General features: G+C 54.0%; 22 protein-coding genes. 11 read left to right on the top strand and 11 right to left on the bottom strand.

The genetic code is table 11. From position 1 onward, the window contains the following. The first annotated feature begins 88 nt into the window (after positions 1-88). Positions 89-883, top strand: coding sequence for an AraC family transcriptional regulator (locus ACMYSO_RS24555; protein ID WP_434668624.1), 795 nt, complete (start codon positions 89-91; stop codon positions 881-883). On the opposite strand, the gene ACMYSO_RS24560 is transcribed toward ACMYSO_RS24555, so the two are convergent. Then, entirely contained in the window at positions 867-1,313 is a 447-nt protein-coding gene (locus ACMYSO_RS24560; protein ID WP_123753972.1) for a DUF441 domain-containing protein, read from the bottom strand. The genes ACMYSO_RS24555 and ACMYSO_RS24560 overlap by 17 nt on opposite strands. Positions 1,314-1,448: 135 nt before the next feature. After that, positions 1,449-1,949, bottom strand: a complete 501-nt coding sequence (locus ACMYSO_RS24565; RefSeq protein WP_434668625.1) for a YbaK/prolyl-tRNA synthetase associated domain-containing protein — start codon at positions 1,947-1,949, stop codon at positions 1,449-1,451. Between the two features lie 275 nt (positions 1,950-2,224). Here ACMYSO_RS24565 and ACMYSO_RS24570 point away from each other — a divergent pair, with 275 nt between their 5' ends. Further along, positions 2,225-3,391: a glycosyltransferase family 9 protein gene (locus ACMYSO_RS24570; protein WP_434670873.1), complete on the top strand. Its 1,167-nt coding sequence runs from the start codon at positions 2,225-2,227 to the stop codon at positions 3,389-3,391. Positions 3,392-3,464: 73 nt separating this feature from the next. Here the strand turns inward: ACMYSO_RS24570 and ACMYSO_RS24575 are convergent, their stop codons facing one another. Continuing rightward, complete coding sequence (locus ACMYSO_RS24575) at positions 3,465-4,004, bottom strand: helix-turn-helix transcriptional regulator (protein WP_434668626.1); 540 nt, start codon at positions 4,002-4,004, stop codon at positions 3,465-3,467. A 748-nt stretch (positions 4,005-4,752) separates the two neighbouring features. Here ACMYSO_RS24575 and ACMYSO_RS24580 point away from each other — a divergent pair. After that, positions 4,753-5,454, top strand: coding sequence for an oligogalacturonate-specific porin KdgM family protein (locus ACMYSO_RS24580; protein ID WP_434668627.1), 702 nt, complete (start codon positions 4,753-4,755; stop codon positions 5,452-5,454). Positions 5,455-5,557: 103 nt separating this feature from the next. Here the strand turns inward: ACMYSO_RS24580 and ACMYSO_RS24585 are convergent, their stop codons facing one another. Both ACMYSO_RS24585 and yeaG read right to left on the bottom strand, forming a co-directional pair. Next, positions 5,558-6,841 carry a YeaH/YhbH family protein gene (locus ACMYSO_RS24585; RefSeq protein WP_434668628.1) on the bottom strand — a complete coding sequence of 428 codons (1,284 nt, stop codon included), beginning with the start codon at positions 6,839-6,841 and terminating at the stop codon, positions 5,558-5,560. Positions 6,842-7,007: 166 nt separating this feature from the next. Continuing rightward, positions 7,008-8,942 carry a protein kinase YeaG gene (yeaG, locus tag ACMYSO_RS24590; RefSeq protein ID WP_434668629.1) on the bottom strand — a complete coding sequence of 645 codons (1,935 nt, stop codon included), beginning with the start codon at positions 8,940-8,942 and terminating at the stop codon, positions 7,008-7,010. 428 nt (positions 8,943-9,370) lie between these two features. Here yeaG and ACMYSO_RS24595 point away from each other — a divergent pair, with 428 nt between their 5' ends. The 3 genes from ACMYSO_RS24595 to ACMYSO_RS24605 all read left to right on the top strand — a co-directional run bounded on the left by ACMYSO_RS24595 (position 9,371) and on the right by ACMYSO_RS24605 (position 12,633). Continuing rightward, positions 9,371-10,117 carry a MipA/OmpV family protein gene (locus ACMYSO_RS24595; RefSeq protein WP_434668630.1) on the top strand — a complete coding sequence of 249 codons (747 nt, stop codon included), beginning with the start codon at positions 9,371-9,373 and terminating at the stop codon, positions 10,115-10,117. 103 nt (positions 10,118-10,220) lie between these two features. Continuing rightward, positions 10,221-11,075, top strand: coding sequence for an aldo/keto reductase (locus tag ACMYSO_RS24600; protein ID WP_434668631.1), 855 nt, complete (start codon positions 10,221-10,223; stop codon positions 11,073-11,075). Positions 11,076-11,175: 100 nt separating this feature from the next. After that, positions 11,176-12,633: an anion permease gene (locus tag ACMYSO_RS24605; RefSeq protein WP_174508950.1), complete on the top strand. Its 1,458-nt coding sequence runs from the start codon at positions 11,176-11,178 to the stop codon at positions 12,631-12,633. Between the two features lie 81 nt (positions 12,634-12,714). On the opposite strand, the gene ACMYSO_RS24610 is transcribed toward ACMYSO_RS24605, so the two are convergent. After that, a complete protein-coding gene (locus ACMYSO_RS24610) occupies positions 12,715-13,602 on the bottom strand; it encodes a D-hexose-6-phosphate mutarotase (RefSeq protein WP_434668632.1) in 888 nt (295 codons plus the stop codon). A 131-nt stretch (positions 13,603-13,733) separates the two neighbouring features. Further along, positions 13,734-14,729, bottom strand: coding sequence for a glyceraldehyde-3-phosphate dehydrogenase (gapA, locus tag ACMYSO_RS24615; protein WP_004860805.1), 996 nt, complete (start codon positions 14,727-14,729; stop codon positions 13,734-13,736). A 339-nt stretch (positions 14,730-15,068) separates the two neighbouring features. Here gapA and msrB point away from each other — a divergent pair, with 339 nt between their 5' ends. Next, positions 15,069-15,482 carry a peptide-methionine (R)-S-oxide reductase MsrB gene (gene msrB, locus ACMYSO_RS24620; protein WP_123753983.1) on the top strand — a complete coding sequence of 138 codons (414 nt, stop codon included), beginning with the start codon at positions 15,069-15,071 and terminating at the stop codon, positions 15,480-15,482. Positions 15,483-15,526: 44 nt separating this feature from the next. Continuing rightward, entirely contained in the window at positions 15,527-15,805 is a 279-nt protein-coding gene (locus tag ACMYSO_RS24625) for a YeaC family protein (RefSeq protein ID WP_123753984.1), read from the top strand. Between the two features lie 96 nt (positions 15,806-15,901). Here ACMYSO_RS24625 and pncA read toward each other — a convergent pair whose 3' ends face one another. The 3 genes from pncA to sppA form a co-directional block, all read right to left on the bottom strand. Further along, entirely contained in the window at positions 15,902-16,543 is a 642-nt protein-coding gene (gene pncA / locus ACMYSO_RS24630; RefSeq protein ID WP_434668633.1) for a bifunctional nicotinamidase/pyrazinamidase, read from the bottom strand. Positions 16,544-16,552: 9 nt separating this feature from the next. Beyond that, the gene (gene ansA, locus ACMYSO_RS24635) at positions 16,553-17,569 is read right to left on the bottom strand and encodes an asparaginase (RefSeq protein WP_434585309.1); all 1,017 of its coding nucleotides are present in this window, start codon (positions 17,567-17,569) and stop codon (positions 16,553-16,555) included. Between the two features lie 175 nt (positions 17,570-17,744). After that, positions 17,745-19,598: a signal peptide peptidase SppA gene (sppA, locus tag ACMYSO_RS24640; protein ID WP_434668634.1), complete on the bottom strand. Its 1,854-nt coding sequence runs from the start codon at positions 19,596-19,598 to the stop codon at positions 17,745-17,747. A 165-nt stretch (positions 19,599-19,763) separates the two neighbouring features. On the opposite strand from sppA, the gene ACMYSO_RS24645 reads away from it, so the two are divergent. The 3 genes from ACMYSO_RS24645 to ACMYSO_RS24655 all read left to right on the top strand — a co-directional run bounded on the left by ACMYSO_RS24645 (position 19,764) and on the right by ACMYSO_RS24655 (position 23,561). Further along, positions 19,764-20,315 carry an NAD(P)H nitroreductase gene (locus ACMYSO_RS24645; RefSeq protein WP_434585306.1) on the top strand — a complete coding sequence of 184 codons (552 nt, stop codon included), beginning with the start codon at positions 19,764-19,766 and terminating at the stop codon, positions 20,313-20,315. 245 nt (positions 20,316-20,560) lie between these two features. After that, the gene (gene selD / locus ACMYSO_RS24650) at positions 20,561-21,604 is read left to right on the top strand and encodes a selenide, water dikinase SelD (RefSeq protein WP_434668635.1); all 1,044 of its coding nucleotides are present in this window, start codon (positions 20,561-20,563) and stop codon (positions 21,602-21,604) included. A gap of 4 nt (positions 21,605-21,608) precedes the next feature. Further along, positions 21,609-23,561 carry a DNA topoisomerase III gene (locus ACMYSO_RS24655; RefSeq protein WP_434668636.1) on the top strand — a complete coding sequence of 651 codons (1,953 nt, stop codon included), beginning with the start codon at positions 21,609-21,611 and terminating at the stop codon, positions 23,559-23,561. Positions 23,562-23,623: 62 nt separating this feature from the next. On the opposite strand, the gene ACMYSO_RS24660 is transcribed toward ACMYSO_RS24655, so the two are convergent. Then, positions 23,624-24,085 (bottom strand): GNAT family N-acetyltransferase, encoded by a 462-nt coding sequence (locus tag ACMYSO_RS24660; RefSeq protein ID WP_434668637.1) that lies wholly within the window; start codon positions 24,083-24,085, stop codon positions 23,624-23,626. Positions 24,086-24,150: the final 65 nt, after the last annotated feature.

Consider the following 24,150-nt stretch of genomic DNA (forward strand, 5'->3'; position numbering starts at 1 on the left):
TGACGAATAAACAGGGCGCTTACCTTAGCGCGTTTGCTCGCTGTTTAAATCAAGCTAAAATGACAGATTATCGCTAATATCGGACAAAATGATGATTGGACTCGGTCTTGACGGCTACGACCCCGACAGCGGTCACGAAGCGGCCCTCGCATTTCGCATTCAGGTAGTGGAAGACGAGCAGTTCATTCCTCTGCATCAGCACCGTAAAGGCCAACTGATTCTTGCGCTGCACGGCGCGCTCACCTGCGAGGTGGAAAACGCCATGCTGATGGTGCCACCGCAGTATGCGGTGTGGGTTCCCGGGCTGATGCCCCACAGCAATCGCGCGACGCCCGGGGCGCAAATCAGCTTTCTGTTTATTGAGCCCGAGGCGGCAGCGATGCCGCCGCATTGCTGTACGCTAAAAATCTCGCCGCTGGTCCGCGAGTTGATTCTGGCGCTTGCCGGTCGGAGTGGGGCGGAATTAACCCATCCAACGACCCAGCGGCTGGTGCAGGTGTTGTTTGATGAGTTACCGCAACAGCCACAGGAGCATCTTCAGCTGCCGGTTTCCGCCCACCCCCGGATCCGGCAAATGGCGGAGGTGATGGCGGTTGATCCGGCCCGCTGGCAGACACTGGGGCAGTGGGCCGCAGAGTTTGCCATGAGCGAACGCAATCTGGCGCGGCTGGTGGTGCGTGAGACCGGGCTGAGCTTTCGCCGCTGGCGGCATCAGCTACAGCTGATTCTGGCTCTGCAAATGTTGATCCGCGGCCAGACGGTGCAGCAGACGGCGCAAACCCTGGGCTACGACTCGACCACCGCTTTTATTACCATGTTCAAAAAGGGGCTGGGGCAGACGCCAGGACGCTACCTGGCGAGTCTGACTACGACTTCCCGATAAACAGCGAGATAATCCCGGCGGCAATCAGCGGGCCAACCGGTACGCCGCGGAACAGCGCCACCCCCAGCACCGTACCGACCAACAGACCGGCCACCAGCTGCGGCTGTGAGCCCATCAACGCAACGCCGCGCCCGCCGAGCCATGAAACAAATACCCCGACGGCAATGGCAAGCAGCGACTTCCAGTTCACGAAAGAGTGAAGGAGCGTAGACGGTGGCAGGGTACCGCTGGCAATCGGTGCCATCACCCCGATGGTCAAAATGATAATGCCGATCGTCAGCCCCTGTTTTTCAATCCACGGGAAAAAGACGTTGAGCGGCGTGACGCGGACGATAATTAACACGAGGATAGAAATGGCGACGGTGGTGTTATGGCTAACAAAACCCAACGCGGCCAGCCCCAGAAGAATAAACAGGGTGGTATCGAACATAAAAAGGGATCCTTGCCAACAGAATAAGCCTGTCTACTTTACGCGTAATAGCGTGAGTAAACAGGCTTTTTTTGCTCTCCGGCCGCGTATTTATGCATTTGCATAATCATAACCAACGGTATGCCAGAGGCGGCGTCAGGATTCGCGACGAAACGCCAGAAGCTCCGGGCGGGCAATGCGCAGATAATCGGCGGTATTGAGGATAATCGATTTTTCCAGCAGGCCGGCATTAAAGGCGATTTCAGCGTAGCGATCGAACAGCAGCGGGTCGGCGATCAGCCGCAATGCGGGATGGAAGCTGAAAGGTGGAATGGCGCCAAAAACGCAGGCGGTAAGGGTATCGACCTCGGCCGGGCTGGCCAGTGAGGCTTTGCGTGCGCCAAGATGCTGCGCCAGACGCGACAGGTCGGCCTGCTGGTCGGCGGCGAGGATCGCCAGCACATGTTGATTCACGCCGTTGCCTTTGACTTTGCAGACCAGCGCTTTTGCACCCTGGCCCAGCGCCGTGCCGCGAATGTCTGAAACGGCTTCACACTTGCCGACGGCCTCATGTTCTACCACGCGATAGTGCGCCTGATTGTTATCAAGCAGTTCGAGCAACTGACGATGGGTATCCTGTTTTTCCGGCTCGTTCATCTTATGACTTCCACCATGGCAAAACCGTCAGCATAAGCTTCTTCTTAAGAGATGAAAACCGTTGGTGACGATGAATTGCCAGTCTATGCCGGTCGGCGTTAATGACCTACGGTATTATCCGTAATTAATTCATAATTTACTCATTTTGTCTCCAAAGGAAAGTGCTGGAATGTTCCTGGTGTAAAGATTTATATTACGCAATCGAACTTTTCTTATTTTATTTAGTCCTTAACAAAACCAGCAGGAATGTTATTGATTGTGGTTACGAGGTTATGATGAAAGCAAACACCGCGGTGCGCGTATCCCCCCGAAAATTCAAAAAAATAAGGGAGTTGAACAGGCGCCGTAATTACTTTACTAAGAAAGTCCGCAATGTTATGCGTGTTTATATTGCGAAAACCTTATGGGACAACCACAAGCGCAGTGACACCGCGTTATCGTCGGCGAAAACGGTGCTGCTGATGCGCAATGAAGGTGCGATAGGCGATGTCGTCGTTGATTCGGCGCTGGTGAAATGCCTGCATGAGTCGGGCTATATCGTCGATTTTCTGCTGACCAAATCGAACAGCCTGGTCATGAAAAATCATCCAGGCATCCGCCGGATCTATGAAGCAGAGAATGTTTCCTCAAGCGATTTTCTGCGTAAATTTACCCATAACGTTCCTAAGTCTGTTATTAATGAGCTGGCGAATAATAAGTACGATATTGTTATTGACCCTTCGCTTTTCGATATGCCCATACACCGCATGTTGTTACTGCGACAAATAAAAGCAAAATCGGTACTGGGCTTTAATAAATGGGCATCGATTAACCATTACACCAAATCTTTTGCCTTTGATTGTGAACACTGGCATGTCAGCAAAACCTTTACCTTTATTGCCGACTATCTGCATCTTGATGCCAGCCACCTTGAGGGATATGACCTGCATATTCCAGCGGATATTGATCAGCAAGTCCGTGCCTATCTCGGCGGGTTGGCCGGGAGAAAGATCGTTATTAATATTTTTGCAGGCCATGCGGACCGCAGTTTGTCGCAGGAGCAACTGTCGACCATCATCGACAGGCTGCGCGAAGCCTACTCTGACGTGCACATTATTTTGCTCGATCACCGGAATGAAATCCGCCTCCCGTTACCGGAAGGGGTGAGCATCAACCCGTTTAAGACTCTGCATCACGCGATGGCACTCATTGCCGGTGCCGACCTGATTATCTCGCCTGATACCTCAGTTGTGCATATGGCGGCAGCGTGGAAGAAACCGCTGATTGCCATCTATAAAGATGTGCTGCTGAATAACCGACTGTGGGCGCCGGGCTACGACAATGCACGACAGATCATTCTGCAGTGCGGGAAAGTGCATCAGCACGCCGACATCGCTGGCCTGGTGATGGCGGAGATGAAGAGTGGGGTGTTGCCAGAAAGCGCCAGTGTCGAAACGGCCTGACGCGCGGCGACTTCACTAACGGCTTGTGCTCCGTCGTCAACGGCTCGCGGTATTGCACCGTGGGCCGTTTTTGTTAATGGGGGTTCAGAGCACTATAGAGTGAGCAGAGCTCCTGCAGGCTTTTCGTACCCGTGCGTTTCATCAGGCCATTGCGTTGGACGCTGACCGTGGTCGGGCTGACGCCCCGAATCCGGGCTATATCTCCCAACGAGTGCCCGCGTATGAGCAGCCTCATGATCTGTTGCTCCTCGGTGGTAAATTTGAAGGGATGGGGCAGATAGCCCGCCATTTTGTTTTGTTGCCCTAACAAGCGCATCACCCACAGCGCCTGCCGTAATGCTTCGACGCCCAGCCGCTCCGGCAGATATAATTTTATTAATCCCGGGAAAAGTTGATTTATCGTATCCAAATAACGCTCAGACGTTATAAATACAGAGTGGTGCACTGGCGGCCTGGTCAATAACAAAGAGTATATTTCATGCACCTCCATGCCGGCGGTGACATACACATATGGTTGTCCACTATTATTGTTTTTATTCCCTTCAGGATGTAACTCTTTCAGAATTTTCTCTATCCCATAGAGGTAAAAGCTGTCCTTTCCATAGATAGTCATCGTGAGACTCCAGCGGTCGTGATGCGGTTATTTTATGAATTCACCGCAGATGTTTCTCTGAGTGTTGTGTCGCGGCCCCAACAAATCAACCATGTCAGTAAATTGGTTTGTCTTTTGTTTAGCCTGCAGCCGCTGTCAGTCGCAAAGTTACCAGGCAAGCTTACGATATTTTATTGCTCATATCTTATCTTTTCTCCAGGGCGATTTTTAATTTATTTTGGATTTCTGGCCTGTTTTTTTCAGACGATTAAATGGTGAGTTGCTGGTGACTTTATGTAACTCATTGTATTTACTGTGGTGGTTGTTTAGGATTTTCTTTAGTAAATGTATTTTAATAAATTTAAATTTGTCTATAAATAATTGGATCGCGATCTCAAAACGATATTTCAATTTATGTGAAAGTGTAATCCATAAAGTCATTTAATCATTGCTTGTTGTTTTTAATACAGGTGGTGGAATTATGTGTGGTGAATCCCCCTATGCGGAGGGGTCATGCTGACATGAGAGTATCCTCTGATGATGTTTCTATTTTTATGGACGGATTGGTGTTTCAGCACCCAATTCACCGGGAGGCACCCGGCACCACACACCCATTATTAAAATGATTTTATTCATTCACCGGCTATACCTTTCATTCTTCAAGTTGTCTGGGGATTGGCGGCCTTGCCGCCTACCAGCAATTTGAATTCTTTGGGGGGTAATGCGCAGGGAATTTCCTTACCTTTGGAATATAAAAATAGAGGGTCATATGTTACGTCCATTCTTATTACTTACAGCTTCACTTTTAAGCATTTCAGCTCAGGCGGTGACTTTCGATTATCGTCACGAAATTAACGACAGCGGTGGTAATAACCATAAAGACAGATTGCTAATGTCTCATCGCTTTGCCAATGGTTTTGGTCTGTCGCTGGAAGGCAAATGGAAGGGATCACAGAAGAAAGATAAAGCCTGGCATGAGACCGTCAGTAACGGTACAGAAGCGATCGCCAGCTATGTCTATAAAATCAATGACACCTTTCAGGTTGAACCGGGTTTTTCGCTGGATAGTAGCTCCACCTCAAACAACTATCGTCCTTATCTGCGTGGCAAGGTCAACCTGAGTAAGGATGTCAGCGCCACGCTACGTTATCGCCCGTACTTCAAGCGTAACTCTACCAATATCGGCTCCAAAAAGGACACTTCAGAGAACGGCTATAACCTGACCAGCGTTCTGTCGTGGAAGTTCTTCACTGACTATCAGTTGGACTATGAGTTTGACTATAAAAAAGCCAACTCTGCAGGGGTGATTCTGTCAGATAATGAAAGCTATGAATGGACCCATGATTTCAAACTGACCTACAAAATCGATAAGAACTGGTCGCCGTATATGGCTATCGGCAACATCTCGGGCAGTAAAGTGACGGATGAGCGACAAACGCGTTATCGCGTCGGTGTGAAATACAACTTCTAATGCGGAATGCCGTATCAACGGCGTTCATGGCTGGTGCATGTCGCCGGGGAAGGGGAAGATAAAAAATCGGCCAGCAACGTCGCGTCGCTGGCCGATCTGCGGGTTAGTTTTTCACTTCTGTACCCTGCTTGTGGAACAGTTCACGGAAGACCGGGTAGATATCTTCCTGATCGCGGATATGCTGCATGGCGAAGTTATCGAACTTCTCCTGCAGATGCTCGTATTCACGCCACAGCGTCTGGTGCGCGCGGCGGGTTATCTCAATGTAGCTGTAGTAACGCACCACCGGCAGGATGTTTTTCGCCAGCAGTTCATGGCACAGCGGTGAGTCATCGGCCCAGTTATCGCCATCGGACGCCTGTGCCGCATAGATATTCCACTGCGATGGGTCATAGCGTGCTTTCACCACTTCATCCATCAGCTTCAGGGCGCTCGAGACGATCGTGCCGCCGGTCTCCTGCGAATAGAAGAATTCATGCTCGTCGACCTCTTTGGCCTGGGTATGGTGGCGAATATAGACCACTTCGACGTTTTTATAAGTCCGGCTGAGGAACAGATACAGCAGGATGTAAAAACGTTTGGCCATATCCTTAGTCACCTGATCCATGGAACCCGACACGTCCATCAGGCAGAACATCACCGCCTGGCTGGAAGGTTCAGGCCGTTTTTCGTAGTTCTTATAGCGCAAATCAAAGGTATCAATAAACGGTACCCGGTCGATTTTGGCCCGCAGCTCGGCGATCTCCTGGCGTAAACGGTCTTCCTCCAGCAGCTGCGCCGGCTCACTTTTGCTGATGGTGTCGAGATCCTCTTCCAGCGCCCGTAGCTCGCGGCGTTTTCCGGCGGTCATGGCAGTACGCCGCGCCAGCGAATTCTGCAGCGAGCGGACGACGCTAATATTGGCCGGCACCCCGTTAGCGGTAAAGCCCGCGCGGTGGGTTTTAAACTCGGTCAGCTGGCGTTGCTGGTTTTTCTTCAGATTCGGCAGGGCGAGATCCTCAAACAGCAGATCAAGGTACTCGTCTTTGGAGATCTGAAAGACAAACCCGTCCTGGCCTTCACCATCGGCGCTGGCTTGCCCCTGACCGCTCCCGCCGCCGCCTCCGCCGCCCTGAGGGCGTTCGATACGGTCGTTCTGAACGAAGTGATCGTTGCCGGGATGCACGCGGCTGCGCAACCCTCCGCGACCCTGATGAAACATCGGTTCGTTGATATCGTCCGTTGGGATGGAGACGGACTCTCCACTGTCAATATCGGTGACCGAGCGCTTGTTGATTGCCTCGGAGATCGATTGTTTTATCTGCGCCTTATAACGGCGCAAAAAGCGCTGGCGGTTCACCGCACTTTTATTTTTCCCGTTCAGGCGCCGGTCTATGAACCAGGTCATATGCCCTCCTGTACCGCAATTGCCAACTCTGCCGTTCATCACTCAAGCCATGGCGGTCTGCTTTGCAGGCCGCTGTCCCTGGGCTGTTCCCACGCCCATCGCCGACTGATTCGGGCATACGCAGTTGTTATATACCCGGCAGTGACCTCACTGCCGGGCTGCTCCGTCAGGACGATTTACGTACACGCAGATACCATTCGCACAGCAGACGGACCTGCTTGCGGGTATAGCCTTTCTCCATCATACGGTCGACAAAATCGTCGTGTTTTTTCTGCTCGTCGGTTGAGGTTTTGGCGTTGAACGAAATGACCGGCAACAGCTCTTCGGTATTCGAGAACATTTTCTTCTCGATAACCGTGCGCAGTTTTTCGTAGCTGGTCCAGTTTGGATTGCGGCCATTGTTGTTGGCCCTTGCACGCAGCACGAAGTTGACGATCTCGTTACGGAAGTCTTTCGGGTTGCTGATCCCGGCAGGCTTCTCAATTTTTTCCAGCTCCCCATTCAGGGACTCACGGTCGAACAGCTGACCGGTATCCGGGTCACGATACTCCTGATCCTGGATCCAGAAGTCCGCATAGGTGACATAACGGTCGAAAATGTTCTGCCCGTATTCGGAGTAGGACTCCAGATAGGCGGTCTGGATCTCTTTACCGATAAACTCGGCGTATTTCGGGATCAGATAGCCTTTGAGGAACTCCAGATAGCGTTCCGATTGTTCCTGCGGGAACTGCTCACGCTCGATCTGCTGCTCCAGCACGTAGAACAGATGCACCGGGTTGGCCGCGACCTCGGCGTGGTCAAAGTTAAACACGCGTGACAATATTTTGAAGGCGAAGCGGGTGGACAGACCATTCATGCCTTCATCAACGCCGGCGTAATCGCGATACTCCTGGTAGGATTTCGCTTTCGGGTCGGTGTCTTTCAGACTTTCACCGTCATAAACGCGCATTTTGGAGTAAATGCTCGAGTTTTCCGGCTCTTTCAGGCGCGAGAGAATAGAGAAGCGGGACAACGTCTCCAGGGTGCCGGGCGCGCAAGGTGCGTGGGTCAGCTCACTGTTATTGAGCAGTTTTTCGTAAATACGCATCTCTTCGGAAATGCGCAGGCAATAAGGCACCTTGACGATATACACACGGTCGAGGAAGGCCTCATTGTTTTTGTTATTACGGAATGTCACCCATTCCGATTCGTTCGAGTGGGCGAGAATAATGCCGTTGAACGGCAGGGCGGAAATACCTTCGGTACCGTTATAGTTACCTTCCTGGGTAGCCGTCAGCAGCGGATGCAGCACCTTAATTGGCGCTTTAAACATCTCGACGAACTCCATAATCCCCTGGTTGGCACGGCACAGGGCGCCGGAGTAGCCATAGGCGTCCGGATCGTTCTGGGCATAGTGCTCCAGTTTACGAATGTCCACTTTACCGACCAGCGCCGAAATATCCTGGTTGTTTTCATCACCGGGTTCCGTTTTGGCGATGGCAATCTGCTCAAGGATGGAGGGCCAGACTTTGATGACGCGGAATTTGGTGATGTCGCCGCCGAACTCATGCAGACGTTTTGCCGCCCACGGCGACATAATAGTGCCGAGGTAGCGGGTCGGTACGCCATACTCTTTATCCAGAATCTGCGCATCTTCCTGCGGGTTAAACAGGCACAGCGGATGGTCATTGACCGGGCTACGTTCACCGTTAGCGCTGAGGACGTAAATCGGAACGCGCTGCATCAAGGACTTCAGCCGTTCGGCCAGCGATGATTTACCACCCCCGACCGGCCCCAGCAGATACAGGATCTGTTTCTTCTCTTCCAGGCCTTGCGCGGCATGTTTCAGGTAAGAAACGATCTGCTCAATAGCATCTTCCATACCGTAAAACTCTTCAAATGCCGGATAGCGTGCGACTACCCGGTTTGAAAAGAGACGGGACAGCCGTGGCTCCAGGGCCGTATCGACCATAACTGGTTCACCAATAGCCATCAGTAGCCGTTCTGCCGCGTTGGCATAAGCACTGCGATCTTGCCGGCAGATGGTCAGAAATTCCTGCAGTGTGAACTCTTCGTCCTTGGCAGCTTCATAACGCTGGCGATAGTGATCGAATATATTCATGGCATGCCGTCCTTTCGTTTTTAGCACAAGTTGAGAGCCGTTCATATGAATAGTGGGAGCTCCCGGAAGAGGTAAACTGCACGACGTTCACTGATTCTCCAGCAACCCTTATGCCAGGTTGTTGGGGGGATAAAGATCGCGTGCGGCAGAAAGACGTCTTCTAAATTAAAGCGTAGATGCATTTAGAAAACTTGCATGCCGCCAAAATACAATTTCAATGACATATCAATAACTCATCCGGAAAAGTGCGGCTATTTCGCATCTATTGCCAGGTGCTGTCACCGTGGTGTCATTTCATTGCAAGCGAATGGTCACAGGTTGATGCCAAATTGAATGGTTTTATGTAATGACGGGTAAAGAATTTGAGGCATGAGGTCTACGACGTTAAACTGCCGGGGCGTATTATTTGACAAACGGGAAAATGGATTGTGAATAAGATCAAACCGCTGGCACTCAGTGTGTGCCTTGCAGCATCTGTTTCAGCTGCCCACGCTGAAGGGAAATTTACGTTAGGGGCCGGCGTGGGTATCGTCGAGAGCCCGTATAAACAATATGATGTCGATGTCTATCCGGTCCCGGCGATCAGCTATGAGAGCGACAGTTTTTGGTTTCACGGCTTAGGTGGCGGTTACTATTTATGGAATGACAATAGCGATAAATTGTCTATTACCGCCTACTGGTCGCCGATGTACTTCAAACCGGGCGACAGCGACAGCGAGCAAATGCGCAAACTGGACCGTCGTAAAACCACCATGATGGCCGGGCTGACCTATATCCACAACACGCAATATGGCTTTCTGCGCACCACTCTCGCGGGCGATACTCTAAATCAGAGCAACGGTATCACCTGGGATGCGGCCTGGTTGTATCGCTATACCAACGGCAACCTGACCGTGACGCCGGGCATTGGCCTCGAGTGGAACAGCGACAATCAGAACGAATACTACTACGGTGTGTCACAGCATGAGTCAAATCGTAGCGGTATGCGCAGCTACGACCCGGACAGCAGCTGGAATCCTTACCTTGAGCTGTCAGCAAACTATCGTTTCCTCGGTGACTGGAGCGTCTATGGCGTCGCACGCTACACCCGCCTGGCCGATGAAATTACCGACAGCCCGATGGTGGACAAATCCTGGAGCGGTCTGATCTCTACCGGGATCACCTACACCTTCTGACTGGCAGTCGTTGTGCACCACAATGAAGAAATTCATGCATCATAACGGGGCGTTGCGCCCCGTTTTGCATTGCGGTGGTGCAGCAGCATAATCCGAGGAGTCGATGATGGGAAAAACAGTGTGTTTTGGCGAGGGTGCGGTGGTTCCTGCTATCGGGCAGGGCACCTGGTTTATGGGCGAAAACAGTGCCCGGCGCGCGCATGAAGTCGCTGCACTACGTGCGGGCGTTGAGCAAGGGCTGACGTTGATCGATACCGCCGAAATGTACGCCGATGGCGGGGCAGAAGAGGTGGTGGGCGAGGCGATTCGTGGTCTGCGTGACCGGGTGATGCTGGTTTCCAAGGTCTATCCGTGGAATGCCGGCGGGCAAAAAATAGTGGCCGCCTGCGAGGCCAGCCTGCGCCGCCTGCACACCGACTATCTCGATATGTATCTGTTGCACTGGTGCGGGGAGTTCACCTTCGCCGAGACCGTTGAGGCAATGGAGAAGCTGGTCGCGCAGGGAAAAATACGCCGCTGGGGCGTCTCAAACCTCGATGTGGACGAGATGCAGGCGCTGTGGCAGGTGGCTGACGGCACCCGCTGTGCCACCAATCAGGTGCTCTATCACCTCGCGTCACGCGGCATTGAGCACGACCTGCTGCCGTGGTGCCAGCAACGGTCGCTACCGGTGATGGCCTACAGCCCGCTGGCCCAGGCAGGTCGCCTGCGCAATGGCTTAATGAACCATCCTGCGTTGAACCAACTGGCTATGCAAAAAGGCATCACCGTAGCCCAACTGTTATTAGCGTGGGTCATCAGTCATCAGGGCGTGATCGCGATTCCAAAAGCCGGCAGTGTGTCCCACGTCGAAGAGAACGCCGCCGCGCTTGATGTGGTGCTGGATGAGCACGATATCGCACTGATGGAACAGGCTTTTCCGGCTCCGGGCCACAAAACGCCGCTGGATATGGTGTAAAAGAGAACTCTTTAGCTAAAAAAACCTTGGCGCTTTGTTGATGAGAATCATGGCTCAGTTGTGAGTATCCCCTTAAAGATACAAGAAAAAGGAGATGCATATGACTGAACCTACTCAGCCCCTGGATGTGAAGCTGGCTTTCCCGCTGTGGAAAGCCGTTCTGACAATACTCTTCGGTGTGATTATCTGGTTTACGCCACCGCCCGATGGGCTCACCCTCCACGCCTGGCAGATGTTTGCCATTTTTGCCGCCACTATCTTTGCCATTATTCTGAAGGTGCTCCCGATGGGCGCGGTGACGATGATTGCGTTGATCGTCTCCGCCTTTTTGGGGGTGACGCCTCTCTCGCCGGGTAAGAGCGACAAGGTCGCGGCGTTATCCGGGTTTGCCAATGGCACTATCTGGCTGATTGGTATCGCGATGTTTATCTCACGGGCGGTGATCAAGACCGGGCTGGGGAAACGGGTAGCGCTGTGGTTTATCTCTAAGTGCGGATCCAGCATGCTGGGGGTAGCCTATGGCCTGGCTCTGTCGGACGTGGTGCTTGGGCCGGGGATCCCCTCGGCGTCTGCGCGAGGGGGCGGAATTATGTACCCCATTACCCAGTCCATCGCCACTGCCTACCAGTCCGAACCTGGGGCGACGGCGAGAAAAGCCGGGGCGTTCTTGATGATCTGCGTGTCACAGATCGATGCCATCGTCTGTACGATGTTTTTAACGGCCATGGCCGGCAATCCGCTGGTGGCTGAGCTGGCGAGAAGTCAGGGAATCGAGATCACCTGGACGACCTGGTTTGTTGGGGCCATCGTGCCGGGGATTGCCTCACTGATCCTGCTGCCGCTGGTGATCTATGCGATTTATCCGCCGCAGCTGAAGAAAACGCCGGAGATCCCCGCTATTGCCCGTGAAGAGCTGCGCAAAATGGGGCCGATGTCGTTGGCAGAGAAAATCCTCGCTTTTGATTTTGTGCTGCTGATTTTGCTCTGGACCGTCGGGGACATCTTCTTTTCTATTCCCGCCACGCTCTCGGCGTTTATTGGGCTGATGGTGCTGTTGATCAGCAACATCATGTCGTGGAAAAACATCATTGAAGAAAAAACCGCCTGGGACACCATGTTCTGGTTCGCGGTGCTGGTGATGATGGCTAACGCGCTCAACAAATATGGCATGATCAAATGGATATCGGAGCGCATTGTCGGGTATGTCGGGCATTTTGAATGGATCACCGTGTTCTTACTGCTGGTGGTGGTCTATTTCTATACCCGCTATTTCTTCGCCTCGGCGATGGCTCATATTTCCGCGATGTATCTGGCTTTCCTGGCGGTAGCGGTTTCCGTCGGCGTACCGCCGCTTTTCGCCGCGCTGGTGCTTGGGTATACCTCTAATCTGTCGATGGGTCTGACGCAATACTCGGGTGGCCCGGGGCCGGCGCTGTTTGGTTCGGGCTATAACACCACCGGGCAGTGGTGGAGCGTCAGCTTTGTGGTTTCGCTGGCGTCTATTGCTATCTGGTTAGTGCTGGGCGGTGCGTGGATGAAGCTGGTGGGATTCTGGTAACGGACGTTCGTCAGCTATAAAAACAGGGCGCTAGCGCCCTGTTTTTGATCCGGCGTGTCCCGCATCGCGGGAGGGCAGGGGTTATCCGCGTTTCACGACACGGATAGTTTGTGCCAGACGAGAAGGCTTCTCTTCGCTGGTTTTCTGCGGTTCGGTAACGCAGCAGGTTTCCACGCAAACGAAGGTCTTGTAACCATCATCCGGTATATCGCCCATGCTCACGGACAGCGCCGGGCCTGGGTTCCAGCCCACCACGTTGCTGTGATGATGATGGACAACGTCGATATTGCGGTTCAGCGCATCGTCGTGGATCACGCTGCAGGCTTCGGCATTGAGGTATACGCGGTCGGTACGATCCGGGAAAGTTTGTACGCCCTCGCTCAGCACGCCTTCTTCGGCGTTTTGAACTTTATCGATATAACGATCGCCCAGGCCGCTCACTTTAACGGCTGCGATATCACCGACGTTGAAGTAAGTGTGCAGCGCGGAGGTGGTTTCAAACTCGCCGTGCGCTTCCAGTTCGATCTCGCAGGTTTTGCCCAGTTTGAAGCGCGCATAGAGGGTGAAGTCATGCGGCCAGTATTGACGGGTCTCATCGCTGCTTTGCAGTTCGAAGGTCAGCATCACGCCACTGTCATCTTCATCATGGCCTTTCAGCGTCCACGCCAGGTTACGGGCGAAGCCGTGGGAAGGCAGACCTTGCTGTGCCGACGGGCCGAACCACGGCCAGCACACCGGTACGCCGCCGCGCAGCGCGACGCCGGTTTTGAACGGCGTGTTCCCGCTCAGCCACAGGACTTCTTCTTCTCCGGCAGGTTTCCACGACAGCAGATGAGCGCCCTGGAAGGCGACGGAGGCTTTAACCTGCGGATGGTCAACAACGATCAGTTCCAGCTCATCGAGCTGACGGCGGGACAGAACAGGCGAGATTTCTTCAATAACCGGGAGAGCAAAAATTTTATTAATCATGGTGCAATCCTTCGTTAGCGTGACACCTCCATCCCCCAGAAGACAGCCAGTGCACAGGCTGCATGCGGGGTGGCGTGTACATAAAAAAAGGCGACCGAAGTCGCCTTTTTGGATCAGATTCTCATCTCAACTTATTTGGAGATGTGAGCGATCAGGTCCAGAACTTTGTTGGAGTAACCAGTTTCGTTGTCGTACCAGGAAACCAGTTTCACGAAGTTGTCGTTCAGTGCGATACCAGCTTTAGCATCGAACACGGAAGTGCAAACTTCACCGTTGAAATCGGTAGATACAACGTCGTCTTCGGTGTAGCCCAGAACGCCTTTCATTGCGCCTTCGGAAGCAGCTTTGATTGCTTTCTTAATTTCTTCATAAGAAGCAGCTTTTTCCAGACGAACGGTCAGGTCAACAACGGATACGTTCGGAGTAGGAACGCGGAACGCCATACCAGTCAGTTTGCCATTCAGTTCAGGCAGTACTTTACCTACTGCTTTAGCAGCACCGGTAGAGGACGGGATGATGTTCTGAGCTGCGCCGCGGCCGCCGCGCCAGTCTTTGTGAGACGGGCCATCAACGGTTTTCTGAGTTGCGGTGGTCGCGTGAACAGTTGTCATCAGACCTTCGATGATACCGAAGTTGTCGTTGATAACTTTAGCCAGCGGAGCCAGGCAGTTGGTGGTGCAGGATGCGTTAGAAACGATGTCCTGGCCTTCGTATTTGTCAAAGTTAGCGCCTTTAACAAACATCGGAGTGTTGTCTTTGGACGGGCCAGTCAGAACGACTTTTTTCGCGCCAGCAGTGATGTGTTTACGAGCGGTTTCGTCAGTCAGGAACAGACCAGTTGCTTCTGCAACAACGTCAACACCTGCTTCGTTCCACTTCAGGTTAGCCGGATCACGTTCAGCGGTAACACGGATTTTTTTACCGTTAACGATCAGATGACCGTCTTTCACTTCAACGGTACCGTTGAAACGGCCGTGAGTGGAGTCATACTTCAGCATGTATGCCATGTAGTCAGCGTCTAACAGGTCGTTGATTGCAACGATCTCGATGTCAGAACGTTCCTGAGCAGCACGGAAAACAATGCGACCGATACGGCCAAAACCGTTGATACCTACTTTGATAGTCATATATTCCACCAGCTATTTGTTAGTGAATAAAAGGTTGCCTGTAAAATTACAAAAACCTTACGCAGCGTCAAGCGGAATCGTGTCAATCATTGCGACAAATCAATACTGAGCATACCTTCGCACCATTGATCTGCCTCACTCTCCCTTTGAGCCCAATTCCATATTGGGGCTGCGCGCGGAATTTTAAAGGTCGGGAAAGATAAAAATGTGATGTAAATCACAATTATCTGGGCTGCCTTTTGGCATCGAATAAGTTTAGAACAAAAGTCCACGCTTCATTGTTAATGTTTTGTTAGAATCGCCCGATAACGTTGTCCTTTCACAGTGAGATGCATGCACATGGCGAATAAACCCTCCTCAGACGAACTCAAAAAAAACTTGAGTGAGATGCAGTTTTACGTGACGCAGAATCACGGTACTGAGCCGCCGTTCACCGGACGACTGCTCCACAACAAGCGCGACGGCATCTACCACTGCCTGGTATGCGATGCGGCGCTGTTTCGCTCGGATTCGAAGTATGACTCAGGTTGCGGCTGGCCGAGCTTCTACGAGCCGGTCAGCGACGAGGCAATTCGTTATCTGAACGACTACTCGCACGGCATGCAGCGCACCGAAATTCGCTGTGGAAATTGTGATGCCCACCTGGGGCATGTATTCCCCGACGGCCCGCAACCTACCGGCGAGCGTTTTTGCGTAAATTCGGCGTCATTAAGCTTCAACGACGACGATAACGGCGAGCAAATTAAAGGTTAGAGAAACGATTCAGCAAATTATTCCAACGTGGAGTCGAGCGGACCATGGAAATCGAACAAATGATAGACAGCATGACCCCCGAAGTTTACCAACGTCTGGTGACCGCGGTGGAGCTGGGAAAATGGCCGGATGGCGTGGCGTTAACCGAGGCACAGAAAGAGAACAGCCTGCAGCTGGTGATGCTCTATCAGGCGCGGCATAACAGCGACGCTCAGCATATGACCATCGATACCAACGGTCAGATGGTGATGAAGAGCAAGCAGCAGCTGAAAGAAGATTTCGGCATTGCACCCAAGCCGATCTCCACGTTTAAACTGCAGTAACCGACCGGACGACCCGGCGACGGTTGGCACCAGTTCATCCCCCGTCAAGCAAGGCGTGACCGGGGGATGAGCTGATGAGCACACTTCACGGCAGGATTAAGGCTGCGTTTCCAGCCAGTCGTCGGCGGTATACAACGTGGCGCCAGCGGCGGCCATGTCCATAAAGGCGTGGGCGCTGTCCTGCGGCTCGAGGTTGACCCCGCGGCAGCCGTCAGCGATCACGTTCACCGTATAGCCAAGCGCCAGGGCGTCCAGCACGGTAAATTTGACGCAGTAATCGGTCGCCAGACCAAGGACGATGAGTTCGCTGATGTCGCGTTCCCGCAGCCACGCATCGAGCCGGGTTTTGTGGCGATGTCCGTTATCAAAAAAGGCGCTATAGCTGTCGATCGCCGGGTTTTCACCTTTATGGAACACCTCGTTGATAGCCTGCTGCTGAAGCAGCGGATGCAGCGCTGCACCTTCGCTGTTCTGCACGCAGTGATCTGGCCAGAACGTCTGCGCCAGGCCATCAAGCTGGCCCTGCGAGTAGGGTTCGACCTGATGTTGGCTGGCGAAGCTACCATGATTCGCCGGATGCCAGTCCTGGCTGGCGACGACCGGTTCACCCCGGGCCAGGCACGCGTCGATCAGTCGGTTGGCGACATCAATAGTGCTGTCACCCTCCGGCACGGCCAACGCGCCGCCGGCGCAAAAATCATTCTGTAAATCAACCAACAAAAGTGCGCGATGGGTCATCGGTTCTCCTTACTCGTCAGGGGTCAACTCGCCGCGCAGATTTTCCTGCATTAACTGGCGGATGGCCTCGACACTCAGATTCTGGCTCAGCAGGTAGTGTAGCTTAGTCAGCGTCGCCTCAACGGTCATATCAAAGCCGCTGATGACACCGGCCTGGGCGAGGGCGTTACCGGTGGCATAGCCGCCCATATTGACTTTACCCGACATGCATTGGGTCAGGTTGATCACCACGATCCCGCGTTGACTGGCTTCCGCGAGCACCTGGATAAACTCGCCGTTTTGCGGGGCATTACCGACGCCGTAAGAGCGCAGGATCAGCGCTTTAACCGGCTGGCGCAGGAAGTTACGCACCACATCGGCAGAAATACCCGGGTAGATGGTCACCACGCCGATGGGCTGCGGGGTGATCGGGTGGACAATCAGCTCCCCCTGGCCCTGTGGCGCAGGCGGCGTCCCGAGGCGTCGAATGTGGATCCCGGCTTCCAGCAGCGGGGCCAGGTTCGGGGAGGCGAAAGCATTGAAACCGTCGGCATGGGCTTTGGTGGTGCGGTTGCCGCGATACAGTCGGTTGTTGAAAAACAGCGATACTTCATTGATGGGGTAATTGGCGGCAACGTAGAGGGCATTCAACAGGTTGATTTGTCCGTCGGAACGCAGCTCGGCCAGGGGGATTTGTGACCCTGTCACAATAACCGGTTTCCCCAGATGCTCCAGCATGAACGACAGCGCCGAGGCGGTAAACGCCATGGTATCGGTGCCGTGCAGAATCACGAAGCCATCGTACTCGTCATAATGGGCGCGAATATCGTCAGCAATATGCTGCCAGTCTTCCGGTGTCATATCGGAAGAGTCCATCAGCGGCTCATATTCATGAATAGTAAAATCCGGCATCTCCGGACGGTGGAACTCAGGCATCAGCGCAAGCTGGCGCTGCAGGTGGCCGGAAACGGGGATATAACCGTGTTCAGAGCGCTGCATACCGATGGTCCCACCGGTGTAGGCAACGTAAATCGATTTCTTTTGCATATCATCGCTTAGGTTGTACGTAGACAGGCGCAGTATAAAGTGACGTACCGAAAATTACACATACTTAAGGTCACAGCTGCGTTGGTCGGGGGGAGTTCAGACTAAGATTGCTGGAGCGGGTTCGCCCCGCTGACATCAACAACAACGTCTGCGGGGCGTATCTGCCGGGAAGGGATTAACGAATGTTGGCGCAGGTCAGGCAGAAGGCGTAACGGTTTTGTGGATCGTTGAACGCGGCAAGCTTATCGCTCTCCGCTTTGACCACATTGGCCGCGGCGGCGACTGGCGCCGGCAGCCAGGCCTGTATCGCGGCCGGCAGTGAAGCACGCACTGAACCGGTCAGGCTATCAACCACCATTGAGAAGAAGGTCGGGTCTTCCTGGTAGTAATCGATATGCCACTGCTTCAGCTTCGCCAGTTCAGCGGCTTTTGCCACCGCATCGTCAAAGTCGCCAAGGCTATCGACCAGCCCGTTGGCCTTCGCATCTTCACCGGTCCAGACGTGGCCCTGAGCAATCTGATCGATTTTCTCCGGCGTACTGTTACGTGAGTTAGCCACCAGCGTGATAAAGCGCTTGTAACCGTTCTCGATGCTCAGCTGCATCAACTGCTGTACTTCAGGCGGCAGAGATTTGGTGGTGGACACATCCGCCAGTGCAGAGGTCGCCACGCCATCGGTATGCACGCCAATCGAGTCCAGCGTATTTTCAACGGTGTTAATCACGCCGAAAATACCGATGGAGCCGGTGAGGGTGCTCGGGTTCGCCACGATGTAGTTAGCCGGCGTGGAGATCCAGTAACCACCTGATGCAGCCATGCCACCCATGGAAACCACTACCGGTTTACCGGCTGCTTTCGCCGCCGCCAGCTCTTCACGAATGACTTCGGATGCGCTGACGCTACCGCCAGGACTGTTCACCCGCAGGACGATCGCTTTCACTTTCGGATCGAGACGGGCATCGCGGATCTGTGCCGCGGTGGTGTCACCGCCGACGTTGCCTGGGGTTTCTTCGCCATCCATGATCGCGCCGTTAGCAAAGATCACCGCAATAGAGGCGCCCTGATCGGCCGGCGTTTTGACGTTGTAATCGTAATAGCTGATGGCGCGATAGTTATTATCCGCTTTGCTCCAGCCAAACTGTTTGGTGAGCGCTTTCTCCACCTCGGTGGAGGTGCCAAGTTCATCAACCAGTTTATTGCTCAGCGCGTATTGGGCGGTATCGCCATCCACCTTACGCAGGCCGTCCAGCAGGCCCTGAGCGCCAGGGAACAGCTGCTGTGCCGTGATTTGACGGTTAGCCGCGATGGTGTTGAGGTAGTTCTGCCATAGTTCGCCAATCCAGCGGCTATCTGCTTCACGGGCGGCCGGTGACATATCGTCGCGGATAAACGGCTCAACCGCTGATTTATAGGTACCGACGCGGAATACATGGGTCGACACTTTCAGCTTATCGAGCAGTGATTTGTAGTACAGCCCGTTGGTGGCAAAACCGTGCAGGTCGACTTCACCCTGTGGTGACAGCCAGATTTTATTGGCGAAACTCGCCAGATAATATTGCCCCTGGCTGTAGCTGCTGCCAATGGCATAAACCGGTTTACCGCTGTCGCGGAATTCGCGCAGGGCTTTACCGATGTACTGCATCGACGGTTGATCGCCGCCGGCAAAATTTTTCAGATCCAGTACGATACCGGTGATGTTACGGTCATCTTTGGCCTGACGAATGGTTTGTACGATATCAAACAGTGAGTTTTCCTGCAGGCGATCGGAGCTGGCACCAAAAATCTGACGACCGATAACGCCGAGCTTGCTGCTGGCGGATGGTTTATCCACCACCACGCCGGTAATATCCAGCAGCAACGCGCCGCGTGCGGCATGTTCCGTTGTGGTGCTGCTGAACTGCGCCCAGATACCAACACACACCAGGACCAGCAGCAGGAATACCAGGTTCAGTGCGAGCTGGCGAATAAAGTTGAGTACCCGCCATGTCCATTTAAAAAATCCGGCGAGCAGCCGCCAAAGAGTTCGCATGTATTCTCCCTAACATTGTTAAAAATGGGCTAACCGCTGGGGTTGCCGCGTCCGGTTATCCTAAAGAGACGGCTGGCGGTTGTCAGCAGGAATCACCGGTCGTGCTGTAACAAAATTCTCGCGCATGTTAATTTTATGAAAAATGACATCACAGGAGTTATACAGATGGATGCTCTCGAACTACTGGTTAACCGCCGCAGCGCCTCACGCCTGGCCGAGCCGGCTCCGGCCGGTGAACAGCTGGAAAATATTCTCCGCGCTGGCCTGCGTGCCCCGGACCACGGCACGCTGCAGCCGTGGCGCTTTTATATTATTGCTGATGATGGTCGCGAACGCTTCAGCCAACTGCTGGAAAAAGGGGCGATTGCCGCCGGGCAGGATGAAAAAGGGATTGAAAAAGCCCGTAGCGCGCCGTTCCGTGCGCCACTGATTATTACCGTCGTCGCCCGTTGCGAAGATCATCCGAAGGTGCCTAAGTGGGAGCAGGAGATGTCGGCGGGATGTGCGGTGATGGCCATGCAGATGGCGGCAGTCGCGCAGGGCTTTAACGGCATCTGGCGCAGCGGCGCCCTGACCGAAAGCCCGGTGGTTCGTGACGGGTTTGCCTGTCGCGAGCAGGATAAAATCGTCGGTTTTCTCTATCTCGGTACGCCGCAGCTGAAAGCTTCAACCACCGTTTCGCAGCCTGATACCGCACCGTTTGTGATCCGTTTCTGATCGCCATCTGACAGCCCGGCAGGTATGACATGCCGGGCGAGTGTTGAAACGCTCTCTACTGAATTGGCACGGAAAATGTGCCATTTGCGATAAATGCAGCAGAACTTGTATTTGTCACCCCCTCCAGCGGTAAAATCGGACTTTTGTCTGCTTAATGAGCAACCACTCGCGATTTAAGACTGACGGACTTACTACCTTGGCGTTTGAGCGCTACCATAGCGGGATTGCAATGACAGGAGATGTCCATGAGCGAGCAAGCTATTCGTTTAACGCAATACAGCCACGGAGCCGGTTGTGGTTGTAAAATTTCCCCTAAAGTGCTGGAAACGATCCTCAAGAGCGATCGGGCGAAGTTTATCGATCCGAACCTGCTGGTCGGCAATGAGACCAGCGATGACGCTGCGGTCTACGACCTGGGCAACGGCACGTCCATTATCAGCACCACCGACTTTTTTATGCCGATTGTCGACAATCCATTCGACTTTGGGCGTATCGCCGCCACCAACGCCATCAGCGACATCTTCGCGATGGGTGGTAAACCGATCATGGCGATTGCCATTCTGGGCTGGCCGATCAATACCCTGGCGCCGGAAGTTGCCCGCGAAGTGGTAGATGGTGGGCGCTTTGCCTGTCAGCAGGCCGGTATCTCTCTGGCGGGGGGCCACTCCATTGACGCCCCGGAACCTATTTTCGGCCTTGCAGTGACCGGTGTCGTACCAACGGAGCGCATCAAGAAAAACAGCACCGCCCAAGCGGGCTGCACCCTCTACCTCACCAAACCCCTCGGGATTGGCGTGTTGACCACGGCAGAGAAAAAATCGCTGCTGAAAGCCGAACACCAGGGACTGGCAACGGAAACCATGTGTCAGATGAACCTCGCCGGGGCGGCCTTTGCCAACATTGCAGGGGTCAAAGCGATGACTGACGTCACCGGTTTTGGTCTGTTGGGCCACCTGAGTGAAGTGTGCCGTGGTGCTGGCGTACAGGCGCTGCTTAACTACGCCGATATCCCGAAACTGCCGGGTGTGGAAGAATATATCGCGGCGGGCGCGGTGCCTGGCGGTACCGGTCGCAACTTTGCCAGCTATGGTCACCTGATGGGCGAGATGCCGGCAGAGTGGCGCGATCTGCTGTGCGATCCGCAAACCTCCGGCGGCCTGCTGCTGGCGGTGACGCCGGATGCGCAGGCCGAAGTCTGTGCCGCTGCGCAAGAGTTCGGCATTCAACTGGCCGCCATCGGCGAGCTGGTGACCGCCCGGGGCGGACGCCCAATGATCGAGATCCGTTGATTACATGCGGTTGTTTATAGCGGAAAAACCCAGCCTCGGGCGTGCCATCGCTGAAGTGCTACCCAAACCTCACCGGAAAGGTGATGGTTATATCGAGTGTGGCAACGGCCAGGTGGTCACCTGGTGTATCGGCCATCTGCTGGAGCAGGCACAGCCGGACGTCTATGACGGCCGCTATGCGCGCTGGAACCTGCTCGACCTGCCCATCGTGCCGGAAAAATGGCAGCTGCAGCCCAAACCGTCGGTCACCAAACAGCTCAACGTGATCAAGCGTCTGCTTGGCGATGCGCAGGAGGTGATTCACGCAGGTGACCCGGACAGAGAGGGGCAGTTGCTGGTAGACGAAGTGCTCGACTACCTGCAGCTGGCGCCGGAAAAACGTCAGCAGGTGCAGCGCTGCCTGATTAACGACCTGAACCCACAGGCGGTAGAACGGGCGATTTCGCGTCTGCGCGCCAACAGCGAATTTATTCCGCTCTGCGTGTCGGCCCTGGCGCGTGCCCGTGCCGACTGGCTGTATGGCATCAATATGACCCGCGCCTATACGCTGCTGGGCCGTAATGCCGGCTATCAGGGCGTGCTATCGGTCGGCCGCGTACAGACGCCGGTGTTGGGGCTGGTGGTGCGGCGTGACGAAGAGATCGAGAACTTCGTGGCCAAAGATTTCTTTGACGTCAAAGCGCATATCGTGACGCCGAAAGAGGAACGTTTCGTCGCCACCTGGCAGCCAAGCGAGGCCTGCGAACCCTATCAAGATGAAGAGGGCCGTTTACTGCATCGTCCGTTGGCTGAGCACGTTGTGGCGCGCATTGCAGGCCAGCCGGCGCTGGTGACCGCCTATAACGATAAGCGAGACTCCGAACCAGCACCGCTGCCGTTTTCGCTCTCGGCGCTGCAGATTGAAGCCGCGAAACGCTTTGGTTTCAGTGCGCAGAACGTGCTGGATATCTGCCAGAAGTTGTATGAAACCCACAAGCTGATCACCTATCCGCGTTCAGACAGCCGCTACCTGCCGGAGGAGCATTTCGCCGGTCGCCATGCGGTACTGAATGCTATCGCGGTGCATGCCGCCGATCTGCTGCCGCAGCCGGTGGTTGACCCGGAGATCCGCAACCGCTGCTGGGATGACAAAAAGGTTGATGCCCACCATGCGATCATCCCGACAGCCCGTAGCAGCAAGGTGAAGCTGTCGGATAACGAAGAGAAGGTCTATGGCCTGATTGCCCGCCAGTATCTGATGCAGTTCTGTCCGGATGCGGTGTTCCGTAAGTGTCAGATCGATCTCGACATTGCTAACGGTAAATTTGTTGCCAAAGCGCGCTTCCTGGCGGAAGCCGGCTGGCGGACGCTGCTCGGCAACAAAGAGCGCGATGAAGAGAACGACGGTACGCCGCTGCCGGTCGTGGCGAAGGATGATGAACTGCTGTGTGAAAAGGGCGAAGTCGTCGAACGCCAGACCCAGCCACCGCGCTACTTCACCGATGCGACGCTGCTGTCGGCGATGACCGGGATCGCCCGCTTTGTGCAGGATAAAGACCTGAAAAAAATCCTGCGCGCGACCGACGGTCTGGGAACGGAAGCAACCCGCGCCGGGATCATCGAGCTGCTGTTTAAGCGCGGTTTTCTGGTTAAAAAGGGGCGCTATATTCACTCTTCCGACGCGGGACGGGCGTTGATCCACTCGCTGCCGGAAATGGCGGCCCGTCCGGATATGACCGCCCACTGGGAGTCAGTGCTGACGCAAATCAGCGAAAAGCAGTGCCGTTATCAGGACTTTATGCAGCCGTTGGTCGGCACGCTGCACCAGTTGATTGAGCAGGCCCGAAGCACGCCGGTGCGCCAGTTCCGCGGTATCGTCGCCCCAGGCGATGGCAAAAAGAACTTCAGCAAGGGTAAGGCCAAAGCTAAACCGAAAGCGCGAAAACCGGCGGCAGATCCGGCGCCTGACAATCCATAATGAAAAACCCCGGGTTATCCGGGGTTTTTCATAACGTTGATATCATTAGCCGAAAGTATAAGTCATCGGCTTGTCTTATTACGATAAATGTCTGGTCGATTGATCTGCCAGACAAAATCTGTCCGGTTCAATGGGCTATACCCTAACTTCTGGTATAGCCAGGGCGCGCTGTCGGTTACCAGCATTATCCGTCGCAGACGTGACATCAATGGATGGGCATGACAGCATTCAATCAGCCAACGACCAAGACCCCCTTTCTGATAATCGTCCAGTACGTAGACGTCGCACAGATAGCCAAAGGTGGCATAGTCGGTCACCAGACGGGCGAAGCCGATTTGTCTTGTTCCATCCAGAAGCGCAAAACAAAGGCTGTTCTGGACTGATAACCTGACAGTATCGATATCAATGCCAGGCGCCCACGACGATTGCGAGAGATAATCTTGAATGGCTTCCAGCTGGAAAAAAGAGGGATCGGTTGTGACAGTAAAATTATCTTTAGTAAAACTCAGATGCTGATTATTCACTGAAAGTATCCTTCTGGACTTACTGGTGATGAGACAACCTTACTGGTCAGGATTGACCTCTATAT

Source organism: Klebsiella sp. B345 (assembly GCF_051131735.1).
In the GTDB taxonomy this organism is placed as follows: Bacteria; Pseudomonadota; Gammaproteobacteria; order Enterobacterales; family Enterobacteriaceae; genus Klebsiella.